Annotated in this window: 8 protein-coding genes; all 8 read left to right on the top strand. The window is 46.2% G+C overall.

Annotated features, from left to right (window positions below; genetic code table 11):
• Nucleotides 1-435 precede the first annotated feature (435 nt).
• Complete coding sequence (locus MHI06_RS26750; protein WP_340399622.1) at nucleotides 436-4,164, top strand: SwmB domain-containing protein; 3,729 nt, start codon at nucleotides 436-438, stop codon at nucleotides 4,162-4,164.
• A gap of 419 nt (nucleotides 4,165-4,583) precedes the next feature.
• Complete coding sequence (locus MHI06_RS26745) at nucleotides 4,584-7,307, top strand: stalk domain-containing protein (protein ID WP_340399621.1); 2,724 nt, start codon at nucleotides 4,584-4,586, stop codon at nucleotides 7,305-7,307.
• Nucleotides 7,308-7,354: 47 nt separating this feature from the next.
• A complete protein-coding gene (locus MHI06_RS26740) occupies nucleotides 7,355-8,515 on the top strand; it encodes a sensor histidine kinase (protein ID WP_017691966.1) in 1,161 nt (386 codons plus the stop codon).
• 7 nt (nucleotides 8,516-8,522) lie between these two features.
• The gene (locus MHI06_RS26735; protein ID WP_026081439.1) at nucleotides 8,523-9,245 is read left to right on the top strand and encodes a response regulator transcription factor; all 723 of its coding nucleotides are present in this window, start codon (nucleotides 8,523-8,525) and stop codon (nucleotides 9,243-9,245) included.
• A 356-nt stretch (nucleotides 9,246-9,601) separates the two neighbouring features.
• Complete coding sequence (locus MHI06_RS26730; RefSeq protein WP_169479749.1) at nucleotides 9,602-9,979, top strand: hypothetical protein; 378 nt, start codon at nucleotides 9,602-9,604, stop codon at nucleotides 9,977-9,979.
• Nucleotides 9,980-10,402: 423 nt separating this feature from the next.
• Nucleotides 10,403-11,773, top strand: coding sequence for a helix-turn-helix transcriptional regulator (locus tag MHI06_RS26725; RefSeq protein ID WP_340399620.1), 1,371 nt, complete (start codon nucleotides 10,403-10,405; stop codon nucleotides 11,771-11,773).
• A gap of 280 nt (nucleotides 11,774-12,053) precedes the next feature.
• Complete coding sequence (locus tag MHI06_RS26720; RefSeq protein ID WP_340399619.1) at nucleotides 12,054-12,230, top strand: aspartyl-phosphate phosphatase Spo0E family protein; 177 nt, start codon at nucleotides 12,054-12,056, stop codon at nucleotides 12,228-12,230.
• A gap of 952 nt (nucleotides 12,231-13,182) precedes the next feature.
• Nucleotides 13,183-14,439, top strand: a complete 1,257-nt coding sequence (locus MHI06_RS26715) for a helicase-related protein (protein ID WP_340399618.1) — start codon at nucleotides 13,183-13,185, stop codon at nucleotides 14,437-14,439.
• Nucleotides 14,440-14,478: the final 39 nt, after the last annotated feature.

Here is a 14,478-nt window from a genome sequence, read left to right as displayed (position 1 = left end):
GAGGGGCTCATACTACCTGGGAACGCAGGACAACACAACCTGCGGGAGGGAAGGAGCCCTACTTTGTTCACGTTTCACCAAGAGGTACGAGTTCGTGAATGCCAAAATGGCTAACGACACGCTAGAAAACACTCAACAACTCTTATAGGGGAAACTAGGTCATGAGGCCAAAGCAAATATGCTGCATGCCCATGAAAGATGAACATCGGAAAGCCGTATGAGGGAAAACCTCACGTACGGTTTGATGAGGAGGGGCTGGGTTTTGCCCAGCCTTTTACTCTAGTAAGTATTATGGATATCTCTGCATTACGAAAAAAGAAAATCAGATTTACATATTATAACTATTTGCTAATCAAATATTTCCTTTTTGCCGAAATACATAAAGAGGTCTATACATGGAATAAACAGTTGAATCTGGATGAGGAGGAACGAAAGGTGAGTTTAAAAGGACTGATTCGTAAGGGGATCATCGGATTGTTAATCGTTCTAATGTCTGTTCAAGGTTGGCATGGTATCCCGATTGTGGATTCAAATACGGCGTATGCTGCCGATGAATTTAACGACACATTAATTGACACTACTATTCCTGCTGTGGGAGCTACTGAGGTTGACGGCGCAGCACCACTTGTTATTCAGTTCAAGGAAGCCGTCAAGAAGTCTGAGAGCGCTGTGGGAAATATAGTAATTACACGCTTGCAGGACAATATTCCGGTAGCTACTATTAGAATGGATAGCTCAGACGTGAAAATTAAGGGAACTCTAGCAGATCCTGACGCACCGGAGAGTGTTGATGGGGTAGGGAAAGAGGTAAGTATTACTCATCCACTGTTACGTGGAGGAACATACTATGTCCAATTCGATACAGGTTCCTTGGTAACCGTTGATGGAACAGCGGTGAAAGGTCCAACATTGCAGCAATGGAAGTTTAGCACAAAGGGAATAGGAACAGCCAAGGTAAGCACCTATTACCCGACATTAGGAGCAGTGTCTGTTCCAACTACGTCCAACATACAACTGAACTACAATGACAGTATTACAGCTGGGGCAGGTAAAATTCAGATTTTCCAGGGAAGTACAGTTGTTGAAGAATTGGATATAACGGCAGGTTCACCGCGTATTGTAATAAATGGTAGAACGCTCACAATTGATCCTTCGAACAACTTCTCTAATGGAATTACATACTCGGTGGTGATGCCCGAAGGGGCATTGAGAGACAGCGTTGGTAATGATGTAAAAGGCATTAATCGAGGAGAGTGGAATTTCACTGCATTTTCTTCTGATCCCACAGCATTAACAGTGTCCTCATTATCGCCAACCAATGGGGCAAGCAATGTTTCGTTAACGAATGAACTAACAGTGACGTTCAACAAAGAGTTGAGTTCAGCTTATATCACTGGAGCAGTTATATTAAAAAGTGCTAATGGAGTTGCAGTGCCTGCAACAGTATTGCTCAACAGCACTAATAATCGACAACTACGGATTATTCCGTTAAGCAGCTTAACAAGTAATACCACATACACTGTGGATATACTGGGAGGCTTTCTACGGGATAACGCGGGAAACCTGTTTACGGGATTGAACGGGGCAAATTCATGGACTTTCAGGACATTGAGTTCGGATACAACAGCTCCAGTTCTGAAAACAGCCAAAATGTACAGCAATAACATCATTCGTTTGACATATGACGAATTGCTCTCAAGTCTTGATCCGTTTGCTTCCAGCTTCACAGTCACGATTAACGGAGAGAACCGTAATGTAAGCACATCTTATGTTTCAGGAGATAGTGTATATGTGGTACTGGATACGGGTGTAGCGGTAGGACAGGTTGTACGAATTGCGTACGCCCCAGGAACGGGGACCCGTAAGATTCAGGATATGTCTTTTAACGCTGCAGCAGCATTCTCAGCCAGAGATGTGGAGAACGGCCTGGATTCCATCATGTCCAAACCGCGTGAAGGTACAGCGTATGGTAATACAATTAGCTTATACTACCCAGAAACGGTATATATTAATTCAAGTGATGCAGCAAGACAGTTTAGCGTGACGGCTGATGGAGCATCGGTAGGAATTAGTAGCATCTCTACGAATAATAGCTCTCTGGTTACGCTCAGTCTTAATCGTTCCATCCAGAACGGAGAAGTAGTGAGGGTATCATATGAACCGGGCTCATGGCCTGTAAAGGACACCCGTGGACAGGCACTTGCGGGCTTCAGTGGGTTCTACGTTCGCAATAGTATTGATACGAAAGCACCCGAATTTCAAAGTGCAGAAGTAAGTGGATCCACATTATGGATTCGTTACAATGAACCGCTGAGCAGAACGAACAAACCTCTCAAGAGTCAATACTCCGTATTGGTAGATGGTAAGGCAGTGTTCGTAAATGATACAGAGATCGAGGATGACTTGGTTACCTTGACTTTGGCAAGTGCAGTTGCCAGCACGCAAAACGTCAGTTTGTCTTACGTACCAGGAACCTTGAGATTGACCGATTTGAATGGCAACCCCGCTGGTTACATTAATTTAGCGCCAGTGACCTATACCTATGGAAATGGGAAAATTCTCTCGGCCGTCCTTCAAGGGGACATCGTGTCCATCACTTTTAAGGATCCACTTCAGGCCCAGATGGCTCTTACAGCACCTCAGTTCGTTGTACAGCTTGGTGGTTCCGCGGTAAGTGTAACCTCTGCTGCTACTTCAGGTTCCTTGTTAACCTTGAAGATTTCGAGTGCAGCGACATCGGGTCAGACGGGAACGGTTAGTTATGTACCGGGAGCTGTTCCTTTGAGAGATGCATTAAATAACACTATTGCAGCTTTTGGGCCGCTTACCTTACAGTTGAATGGCAGTTCTACAGGTAGCCAGACGAATAGTCGGCCTTCTTGGTTGACAGAATTAGATGCATCGAGCTATGGTCAGTCTTTACTTGTGATGAGTAACGATACAGCTACCAATGTGTCGGCAATGACTCGCAATAACCTTTCAACTCGTCAATTTAACGTAGATGCTTCCAAATTGCTACAGGCCTATGAGTACGCGACTACGGCCGGTAAAACGGCACAGCCTGTTGTATTTGAGATTAATGCCGATGAATCTTCGGCATATGTTGGCTTCCCGTTAGGTGCATTGGCTCAGTTGGCATCAAGCAACCGTAGCAGTTCAATTGGAATCAAGTATGGTGATCGCCTATGGACACTTCCTTTGTCCAATTTAGATGTGTCTTCAATAATTCAAGGCGTGGGTGCATCAACAAATACAGGTTCTTCCTATCTTTACGTACAGATCGAGACAGTACCAGTATCTGGATCGGGCACATTAGATGGCTTATTGCTAGCTGCGGGTGCACAGAAGTTGGGGAATAATACGAATATATACTTGTCTGCATTTAACGGAAATAATAATCAACGTGTGGAGCAGAGCTTTAAGAGCCAGCTTGCTATACAATTGCCATTGAAAACACCGACGACAACTTCAGGGCTAACCTATATCGATCCAGGTACATTTATTCTATCTAACGTGCCTAGTTCGTTTAAAACCACGATCAATAGTGTTGTCATTCAAGGACAATTAAATGGTAATCAAACGGTTGTTCCTGTCACACATATCGTAAATTACCAAGATACATCATCCCATTGGGCTAGTGCAGTCATTAAAGAACTATCTGCCAAATGGATCATTGGTACGCCGAACGGTTCTTTCTATGGACCTAACCAAAATATAACCCGTGCCGAGTTTGCTGAATTAGTGGCTAAAGGGATGGGACTCGCAGGTAATCAAACAGCGACAGGTCGTTTCCGTGATGTTCTTGGAGGTGGCACTACAAGTGCCTATATCGGTGCTGCCGCTGAAGCCGGAATCATTACGGGAAATACCGATGGGACTTTTAAGCCGGATCGCCCCATTACGCGTGAGCAGATGGCACTTATGATGGTACGTGCGATGAACTACGGTGGGAAAACAGTCTCTCTTCAATCTTCGGCTGCTACCACTTTATCCAAGTTCAAGGACAGCAATAAAATTCAGTCCAAGGATTCAGTTGCCAAAGCGGTGCAAGAGGGAATCATTCAAGGCATGACAGCCAGAACATTCGAACCTCAGGGAAATGCAACTCGTGCACAGGCAGCAGTCATGTTGAAGCGGGTTTTGGACAAGTTAGGATATCTATAAAAGGCACACCATAACTATATTAGTAAAGTCACTCATCCCGAGTTAGAGGATAAAGGGTGTGTAATGTATAGGGACACTTCAAGAAAGCACAATTCTTGAGGTGTTCCTTTTTATTTGAAATAGAATACAAAATTATGATGTGATAAAAATCAATATTTAGGGGAGCTGATATGATGACAGTAAAAATAAAGAATCTCTGTACAGACGAAGTCTATTTTTTGATTAGTTTAACTACATACCAGAAACGTCTTGAATCGATTAGCCAATATATACCTCAATCTTAGCTATGGGCGTAACTTTTTCCACAAAAAGCAGTCTATTAATAGAAGAGTATACTAGAGATCTCGCTATCGGCTGTCTACTTGGCAGTGTTCGTGATGTCTAAGATTGATATACAAGATGGGAGAGACGTTTCAGACATGCTGGGGAAACATGGGAAACAGCCGGAAGACGTTAAGGGTAGTAAGGTGAAGAAATGGGCAATTGTGACGCTGGCGGGCGTGATATGGATTGCACCGGTGATGAGCGCAGGCGGACAGATGTGGTCAGGCACTTCGTGGCAATCGGTGGCCGCAGCGGCATCTACCAATACAAGCAAGTTGAGTGAAGAAATTCTGACTTCGGGTGCGAAGCTCATGAAATACAGATATACGACAACACGTTCCGGTTCCAAGGTCAACGTACTGGCGGATGTAATCCAGGTGGATCTGCAGAACCCATATGTGAAGCTGGATGTGATGACAGGCAAGGGCGGTAATCTGAACAGCAAACAGAGTACGGGTGCTATGGCTAAGGAAAATAGTGCGGTAGCTGCTGTGAACGGTGATTACTTCAATGTATCCGGAGAGCTCGCCCCTATTGGTGGACAGGTCTCCGATGGCGTACTGGTCTCCACACCTTCTGAACTATCGGGCATGTATGCCCTCACGGTGACCAAGGATGGCAAACCGATGATCGACGAGTATTCTTTTGACGGGACTGTGAAGGCACAGGATGGTTCAACCTTTGTTTTGCGTGGGATAAATAAAGAGGATTATACGGTAGAGTCTGGTGCGGTGAAATATAGTCATGCCAACTCGATGTATATTTATACACCTGCCTGGACGTCCACCAAACGTCCAAATGACCCCTCCACAACACCGACAGAGGTTCTCGTGCAGAACGGAGTAATTACCCAAATCTCGGATAAAAAAGCGTTAAACATGACGGTGCCGCAGGATGGGTACATTTTGCGTGCGCATGGTACAGCAGCGACATGGATCATGAGCCATCTATCTGTTGGGCAAACCCTGGATGCGGATTACAAGTTAAAAGCCAAAACAACGGGGCAATCGGTTGATCCAAGTAACCTGGAGATGATGATTGGCGGTCATACCATTCTTGTGAATGGTGGTAAGGCAGCTTCCTTTTCCCGTGATATCGCCGCTTCCGGCATTGGTGGTATTCGTGCAAGAACAGCAGTAGGATACTCCCAGGATGGTCGGTATGTCTACATCATTGCAGCGGAGAAAAACAGTAACAGCAGCGGGATGTCGCTGACGGAACTGCAATCCTTCATGACCAGTGTGGGTGTCTGGAAAGGTATGAACCTGGACGGAGGCGGCTCCACAACAATGGTAACACGTCCGTTGGGTGAACAAACTGCTGGGCTGACGTTCAACACAGAGTATGGCACCGAGCAACGTCAGGTTGTAAACACGCTGGGTGTGTTCTCTACGGCTCCTGTAGGTAAACTGAAGGGCTTTGCCGTGAGTGGCAGCCAAACGTTGCTGGTGGGACAAGAGGGCAAGTACACAGCCAAAGGATATGACACCTATTACAACCCGATCGCTACAGGCGATATCAGCATGTCCTGGAAGTCCAGCAACAACGGCATCGTGAGTGTCAGCAACGGCAAGATCAAAGGCGTGAAGCCGGGTACAGCAACCCTGACGGCAACAAGCAATGGAGCTTCATCCTCCATTAAAGTATCGGTACTGGGTGGAAGTGAGTTGGCTTCCCTGACAGCAGGATCGGGTCTGGGTTCGCTCAAGGCGGGCACAACGATATCCATTCCGGTAACGGCAACAACGAAGAGCGGACAAAGTGTTACGGTTCCGGCGGACTCGCTGACATGGGAATTTATCGGGTTCAAAGGTAAAGTCACTGCTGACCAATTAACGGTATCTTCTGTCAATTCCGGTGCACAAGTGGGATATGCGATTGGTCGTTATGATGGTTACAGCACAGTCGTGGTCCTCTCGGCTTCTGCAAGCGAAACGATCTGGGAGAATTTCGAAAATGTGAATTATCCGATCAACTTCACGACGAACGCAGCGGGCGTAACTGGTTCGGCAACCGTTACAGCAGGAACTGGTGAGAAGGCTGGCTCCAATGTACTGCAACTCGGTTACGATATGACAGCTGGAACAGGCAAAATGTACGCTTATGCACAACTGAATGGTTCTACCGGCAGAGAGGTATCTGCTGCGGCTACATCGATGTCGATGGATGTTATGGGAGATAAGAGCCTGAACTGGCTGCGTGCCGAATTCACGGATGCTAATGGCAAAACGGTATATGCCGATCTCGCCAAGGCAATTGATTGGAACGGTTGGAAGAAGCTGAGCGTAGACCTGAACGGACTGAATATCGCCTATCCAGCGAAGCTGAAGCGGGTCTATGTGGTGAATGTGGAAGAGGGTCAGGATGAGCGAGCGAAATCAGGTACGGTTGCTTTTGACAACATCGCATTCACGATGCCTTCCAAGTCCAGTGAAGTTGGATTGCCTACGGGAACAGCTTCGCTTGTACTTGGGCAGAAGTCGATGACGGTGAACGGAACGAAAAAAGCGATTGACGCAGCACCAGTCCTGAAAAATGGTACAACGTATGTGCCAATCAAGCATGTTTTGGACGCTTTTGGTGGTCAGGCAAGCTGGGATAGCAAAAATCAGCGGATTACGGTATTACGTGGTGGAAAGCTGATTGATCTGGTTGTAGGGCAGAAAGAATTCATTCTGAATGGTAAAAGACAGAGCGCAACTGTTGCACCATACGTAACGGGTGGTAGGACTTTAGTCCCGCTTAGACTCGTTTCCGAGCAACTTGGACTGACTGTAAAATGGGAACAGAAAACGAAGACCGTTACCATCTCATCGTGATATGGTATGATATATACCGGAAACGATAGAAATGGAGTCGAACAAACGTGGATTTACAAGCCGATGCCATAGACCGCGTCATTAAAAACGCCATACAAGTCATGGAAAACAGCAAATATCAAATGTTCGAGATCATGGACGCGACTCGCGATGAGCTGAAAACACTCAACGAGGAGTTAAAGTCGGTGCTGAAGGAGACGGCGGAAACGATCGAGAAAGTAGATCAGTTGGAGCTGAACTACCGCCGTTCCCGGATCCGGCTGACTGAGGTTAGCCGCGACTTTGTCCGTTATTCCGAGCATGATATCAAGCAGGCATATGAGAAAGCAACACAGCTGCAGCTGGATCTGATGATTTATCGTGAGAAGGAAATGTATCTGAAGGCCCGTCGGGATGACCTACAGAAGCGTGCCAAAAATGTGGAAGCTTCTGTGGAGCGTGCCGAGACCATCGGTTCGCAGATGGGTGTTGTACTCGAATACCTGTCAGGTGAACTAGGTCAAGTGACCCGGATCATTGAAAATGCCAAAAATCGACAAATGATTGGTTTGAAAATAATTTTGGCCCAGGAAGAAGAGCGGAAACGTATTGCTCGTGAAATTCATGACGGGCCTGCCCAGATGCTCGCCAATCTAGTGCTTAGGACGGAAATTGTAGAAAGAATGCTCATTAAGCAGGATTTTAAGATGGTCCAGGCCGAAATAGTAGATTTGAAAGGCCAGGTTCGTTCCAGTCTTGAAGAAATGAGAAAAGTTATTTTCAATCTGCGTCCTATGGCACTGGATGATCTGGGACTGATTCCAACGCTTCGGAAGTACGTGCAGGATTTTGAGGTAAAAACGAAAATCCGGTCGCTTTTTGAAACAAGAGGTAAGGAACATCGTTTATCTTCAGCCATGGAGGCTGCAATCTACCGCCTTGTGCAGGAAGGTCTGTCGAATGCTGCAAAGCATGCTTATCCCACATATGTTGTAGTGGAAATTACATACCAGGCTCAGCTCGTCAAAATTGTCGTTCAGGACAATGGGCTTGGGTTCAAACCGGAGCTTCTTGCGAAGAAAAGCAAGGATCATACCCACTTCGGTCTGATTGGGATGAGAGAACGGGTTGAACTGTTAGAAGGAAGAATAGAGATTGAATCCGGAGAAAATCAAGGAACCAAAATAGTGATTCATATCCCGACAAACGTGGATAAGGGAAAGGAGTAGCAGGATGATGGAAAACCGTGATACTGGTAAAGCGTCAATTAAAGTTCTATTGGCTGATGATCATCAGCTGTTCCGTGAGGGACTGAAACGCATTTTAAATATGGAGGACGACATTGAGGTCATCGGCGAATGCGGCGATGGTATTCAAGTGCTCGAATTCTGCAATCAGGATAAACCTGATATCGTGTTGATGGACATTAACATGCCGATCGAAAACGGGGTTGAGGCAACGGAGAAATTGCGTGAGCTTTTCCCTGATGTCAAAGTGATTATCCTGTCCATTCATGATGATGAAAGTTATGTATTTGAGACGCTTCGTAAAGGGGCTAACGGGTACTTGCTGAAGGATATGGAGGCCGAGTCTCTGATCAATGCGATTCGTTCCGTGCATGAAGGACATGCGTTCATTCATCCGAAAGTAACAGGCAAACTGATCATGCAGCTGCGTCGTATGACGTATCTTAATGAAACAGGGGCAATGAGTGAAGGAGCTTCGAAGGAAGCAGGTGTTAAATTTGTCGCTGGCGACAATAACCCGCTCACACGTCGTGAGGCTGAAGTACTGCGTTTGATGGCAGAAGGTAAGAGCAATAAGATGATTGGTGAATTCCTGTTCATCAGTGAAAAAACAGTAAAAAACCATGTCAGCAGTATTCTGCAAAAGATGGAAGTGGACGACCGTACACAAGCTGTTATCAATTCGATCAAATATGGTTGGGTTACGCTCTAATAGCCTATTTCTTTATAAAGCAGTATTTATATCGTAAGTCAGTCCATTGGTTGGTTCAACCTTGATGAAATATAGATTGGTGTTCACTCGCGCCCTTTCCAGAATGTTGGATTGGTCTGCGGGTTAATGGACTTTATCACTGCAAATGAGCAAAGTGTAAAGTTGTGCGGAACATATGTTCAAGCTTAGGCGTGAATGAATGACCTGGCCTGTCTTTCTTCGTCCGGTGTCGATCAGAATGGAATATGAGTGATGGGAAATGCAAGTGTAACCCTTCAGGAAGTACAGCATATACTTGTTGTATACAGGGATGTTCGCCATGGGTGAGCATGACCTTCCGAGGAGGTGCAGTTGCCATGGTTGCTCATCTGACTATGATTCTGCTCATATACTTCCTGGCGGCAATGGCCGTTCATGCCATGCACCAGCGCCATCTTTCCCGTCCGGAACCTGACGGTTTCGAGCAGATTTTGCTCATCCCTTCCAATCAGGCAGGGCGGATCGAAGGCATTGTAAGAGAACTTTGCCGGGAATTGTTATACCGTGGAAAGAGCTTCAGATTAACAGTTGTCGCTGATCGTACAGAAGCGGAAACGATTACGATTATTGAAAAGCTTATGCGAAGGCAAGGATTGGAGACATCCTATCTGCCTGCTGTCCCTACTGATATTGAACAGGTAGCACAGACCGATCACACTTTTCGACTGATTGATTTGCGCGAGTCAGAGCAATAAATCATCATGTGAACGGGAAATGAGATTATCATTTCGCAGATCTACAGTGAAAAGATTACAGCAGAAGCTGTAGTCTTTTTTTGTAATTGTAGCCAAGTCTGCTTTTAAATTAAAAATGGGTTTTTATGCAATCTATGGTTATTGTCTGGGTGCGGTGAGTTCTTGATCACAGAAATAAGATTTTCGAAGTCAGAAATCTTAATTTAAAAGTATAGACGATACAGATTGGAAAAAGTTTCGCTCTTTTAAAGAAAGATTCTGGTTATTAGCAGAATTGGTGTGTGTGAACCAGAGATGATAGATCAAATGATATAATGAAAGCAGAATCTTCCATTATATTGACCTATGGTATATTGAACCATATAATTACTTAAAATGGATGTTGAACGTGGGAAATGTGTGTTTCTGGAAGGGGGTATCTTCTTGAGTATATTGGATAAGACGATCCGAACAGAATTTTTACATTACATAGAGGAAAACAAAATCCTTCTCTATCATTTTGCAGAGAGATCAGGCATTAATTCTGGAACGCTAAGCAGGGTGATTAACGGTTCACAGCCTGTATCGGTTAAAATTCTGGATATTTTGACAGAATACATGGGATTGGAAGAAGGATATTTTTATGAACAGTATGTGAGTGAGTTGTCTAATGATTCTACGATGAACTGGCGACGACTGCGTCCGTTTATCATGCGCTGCGCTGAGCTTGGAAAAAACGATTGTATTGAACGTACTGTAGATCTAATGATGGAGAATCCTGCGTACATCAAACCTTTGTTTGATTGTGCCGAATCATTCAACAACGAAGGGAGAGCGGAAGCTGCATTAATTATTTATCGTAAAGTGTGTGAGGGAGAACGGTACCAGCATGCCGAACGGCTGGCTATTTGCCAGTATCGAATATTTAAACTTTCGATTAATGATGATCAGCAAAATAATCTGGAACATGCAGTGCAATTTGATCCTTATGTCGTGCGTCTTAATGAGTTGGAGCAACTGGATGCGCTGAAGGATCTGATGAATCTATATCTCTCATTGCGTCGTTGGGACAAAGCGGAGCAACTGGCAACACGAATGGGCAAACTGGCGAGGGTACAATATGAAATCAAACATCAACGCATTAGAAGGGGGAAGAGTTATCAAGAGCCTTCCAAAGCGTTGTTTGGTTATATTTTATACTCGGATTTGATCATAGCATCAATATATGGAGAAAAGAATGAGTATCAGCAGGCGTTATACTACGTCTCATGCTATGAAAATCACGAGTGGGTTATTGAGAATGATCTTGAAGCGGAGCTTACAAAGAGTCAGTTTCGGGAGTGGGCAACAGCAAATAGGTACCTCTTTGAAATAATGACAGGAAGAATTGAGATTTTAGATGAGTATGTGGATTATTTATCTACAAAAGAAAATGAGATTCTACGTGGATTGTTTAAGCTTATTAAGGCAGCACTAAGTTATAATATAAATATGGATCATGTGTTGGAACGCTTTAAGACCGCGATATCATCATTTATGATCACACATGAGAAGGTAGGTTCTTATACCAATCAGATTATAGATGATCAGTTCGTGAATTTCTTGGCAGATGTAGCGGATTATTATCTAAACTCAGACCGGATTCGAGTTGGGATTCAATTTATACTGGATAGTTTGGCAATCTCAGCTAGAATTAATAATGATGCTTGTATGGTCAGAGGGTTCTGTACATTTGATTCCATTCGGCATTTAGCAACAAACGAAGAGCTTCATAAGTACACTACACTGCTGAAGGAGGTCCGAAAAGAGAGATGAAGATAAAATTCATAATCATTGCTACCATAATTACCATCACAACAATGGTGGTGCCATTTAATACGTCTTCTGCTACGGAGAATGTACCACCTGAAGTTCCAAAAATTTTAACGACTAATTCTCATGGTCAAGGTGGTTGGTAGATATTGTTTCATAGATTATAAATAGTTACCTGTGAGAGGATGACCACATTTCATTTTCTTATAGGTTTTTTGTATATCTGACATGAATCTTGGTTTTTACATAAGAGGTTACACTGTTTCATAGAGGTGAGGATGCTATGAAATATGTTGTGAACAATCAAGAAAACGACTTGGAACGTGAACGGGAAAGCTTGCATGCGTTGGTTGCGATTTATGGTTTACAACATCCAATGGTAATTAAGCAATCCGAGATTTTGGATGAGTTGATTAATCGGTATAATCGAATGTTTCTCAGGCATCTCCAAACTAAGTAATACATAACCGGTTCCTGTAAATTTTAGACCAACATAATTGAAGTAAATGTACTTCGTAGAATAAGGTTCATCTAGATGATATTTATAATAGTCCGGTTAGAAGTTGTTCAGCACTTAATCAGTAACCTGTAATTCGAGTTGGGAAATAAACTTTTTGTAATGGCTGAATTTGTAGAGTAGAGATTCAATTGGTATAGTAAATAAGTAGATTCATCATAAGAAGATTGAATATGGACATGAAGCACATGCTCCGGCCAACAGCCGGGTTGGCATGTGCTTTTTTTGCGTTCAGAGAAATTAGGATGGGGGAGCGTATATGAAGGTTGCTATATATGTGTGCCGTGTAGGTGAAGGGTGGAGCATGGTCTTGTCCCTTGACATTCGAGTGGATGTGACTTGGTGGCTCGAGGGAGGAAGTGGTCGGCACGTGCTGCGCTGGTTGTTGTTAGATACGGCGTTGCCACTAAGTCAGGCATCTTGGTTGGTTGAACATTTTGATATGGAGCGAGGCATGGATCAGTGGGGTGAGCGCGAATGGAAGAGCTATCTTGCGCGGAAGCTGGATGTATATGAACTGGCCTCGGGGGAAGTTGAGGCGAGAAAAGTTATAGCGGGCAAAGCGGGGAGTGCTGCTGTGCGTGGTATTCAGGTAGGCGGGATGCCCGAGCCGTATCCCGCCGGGCAGTGGGCTCAGCTGGAGCGGGACGCGGCCCTGCTGGCTGAGCGGATCAGCGGCCGCCAATTACTGGCGGCCGAGGCGGAGGCGTTGCTGGCGGACACCGCCCAGCCGCCAAGGGAGTGGCGCGCGGCTGCGCAGCTCGCGCGCTTGCACGGGCGGCTGAGTATCACAGCCGCCCTCGAAGGGCCTGCCACGCGGCGTCGGCACGCGTGGCTTGGACGCGCGCGGAGCGCGCCCCGCTGCCACCGTTGTGGCAGCGAAGCAAGGCAGCGCGTGCCCTGCGCTGCCTGCGGCCTGGCGGCGTGCGCCTACTGCGAGGCCTGCCTCGCGCTGGGGCGCAGCCGTGCTTGTGCGCTGCTGCTACGCAGTGCAGCGCAAGGGGCCGTGCCACGACGCGGCGAAGCACCGCGTCGTGGCACGGCCTTGGCCCCCACCGGCGGCGGGCTCGCCCGGTGGGGGCTTAGCGCAGCGCAGAGCGCGGCAGCAACCGCGGCGCTAGCGTTTTTGGCCCGGCCGCCCGCAGGGGATGGGCCGGGGCGATTTTTGCTGTGGGCTGTGACCGGGGCCGGCAAGACCGAGATGATATTCCCTCTACTCCAACATACATTGGATCGTGGTGGACGAGCACTGGTCGCTACGCCGCGCAGGGATGTGGTGCTGGAACTAGCTCCGCGTCTAGCTAAAGCTTTTCTGGACACCTCACTCGCTACCCTTTACGGAGGCAGTGACGAACGCTGGAAAGACGCTCAGCTCACGCTCGCGACCACACATCAACTGATGCGTTTTCACCAGGGATTCGATCTCGTCATTATCGATGAACTGGATGCTTTCCCATATCACAACGATCCAATGCTCGCTCACGCCGCGGCATCTTCCTGCAAACCAGAGGGGAATTTCGTCTATCTGTCTGCTACACCGCCAGCCCGGCTACAGAGGGAAGCAGCGCAGGGAAAACTCACTCATGCCAAAGTTCCAGTACGTTTCCACCGTCATCCTTTGCCCGTGCCAAGATTGATCAAGATGGTTACAGTGGCCCAGTGTATTCAAAGACAGCAATTGCCAGCTGTAATTAAAAATAACATTCAAATTTCACTGAAGCGTGACGCACAGGTATTTGTCTTTGTGACACGTATTGCCCAGATTGAGGCGTTTGTTAACCTGATGCGTCGTACCTTTCCCGGAATCCATATCGAAGGAACTTCATCTCAGGACCCTGATCGCGCTAGCAAAGTTATAGCCTTTCGTGAGCGCACAATTCGTTTGCTCGTAACGACAACGATTTTGGAGCGTGGCGTGACCATTCCACGTAGCGATGTCTTTATATTGGATGCAGACAATGGTCTCTTTGATGAAGCTTCACTGGTTCAGATGGCGGGCAGAGCAGGACGTTCCATGGATGACCCGGCGGGTAGGGTGGTTTTTGCATCGTCCCGTCGGACACGTTCCCAGGTTAAGGCCGTTGCACAGATCCGGAAAATGAACACCATCGCTCGTCGCAAAGGTTATCTGCATCCACCATCCCGAACCTAATTGTTATCTGCCAAGTTCGGTTCCACACTTCACATTACA

The organism is Paenibacillus sp. FSL H8-0079, assembly GCF_037991315.1.
Taxonomy (GTDB): domain Bacteria; phylum Bacillota; class Bacilli; order Paenibacillales; family Paenibacillaceae; genus Paenibacillus.
This window is presented reverse-complemented; position numbering and strand designations above follow the sequence as displayed.

What these genes read in the sequence shown, in the direction of transcription:
- MHI06_RS26745 (WP_340399621.1), top strand. Translation starts at nt 4,584, where the DNA reads ATGCTGGGGAAACATGGGAAACAGCCGGAAGACGTTAAGGGTAGTAAG.
- MHI06_RS26735 (WP_026081439.1), top strand. Translation starts at nt 8,523, where the DNA reads ATGGAAAACCGTGATACTGGTAAAGCGTCAATTAAAGTTCTATTGGCT.
- MHI06_RS26730 (WP_169479749.1), top strand. Translation starts at nt 9,602, where the DNA reads ATGGTTGCTCATCTGACTATGATTCTGCTCATATACTTCCTGGCGGCA.
- MHI06_RS26720 (WP_340399619.1), top strand. Translation starts at nt 12,054, where the DNA reads ATGAAATATGTTGTGAACAATCAAGAAAACGACTTGGAACGTGAACGG.